Genomic DNA, 436 nt, shown 5'->3' with positions numbered 1-436 from the left:
AGCTTCGGCACCGGCAAGGTCGGCGACCTGGCCGGTTTTGCATCGGCGCTGGTGCTGGCGGTGATCGCCATCGGTATCGGCGGCGAATCGGTGTGGCGGCTGGCCAGTCCGAGCACGGTAGATTTCGGCGAAGCGATCCCGATTGCCATCGTCGGACTGATCGTCAACATCGTCAGTGCCTTGTTGCTCATGGAAGGGCATCATGGACACGAGCATGCCCACGGTCATGCGCATCACGGGCATGAGGCGCACGGGCATGTGCACCAGGAACACCATGACCATCACGGCCATCACGGCCATCATCATGACGGCCACGACAACAATCTGCGCTCTGCCTACCTGCACGTGGTGGCCGACGCCCTCACCTCGGTGCTGGCCATTGCCGCCCTGCTGGCCGGCCTCTACCTGGGCTGGACCTGGCTGGATCCGCTGATGG

1 protein-coding gene is annotated in these 436 nt (G+C 64.0%); it reads left to right on the top strand.

Going from position 1 to position 436, the window contains the following annotated elements:
• On the top strand, positions 1 to 436 hold a 436-nt coding region (locus I5W_RS28365), incomplete at both ends, for a cation diffusion facilitator family transporter (RefSeq protein WP_044531768.1).

The sequence above is a fragment of the Herbaspirillum sp. B65 genome, from assembly GCF_000333555.1.
In the GTDB taxonomy this organism is placed as follows: domain Bacteria; phylum Pseudomonadota; class Gammaproteobacteria; order Burkholderiales; family Burkholderiaceae_D; genus Herbaspirillum; species Herbaspirillum rubrisubalbicans.
The sequence above is the reverse complement of the archived record's forward strand: the minus strand, read 5'-3'. Positions and strand labels throughout refer to the sequence as shown.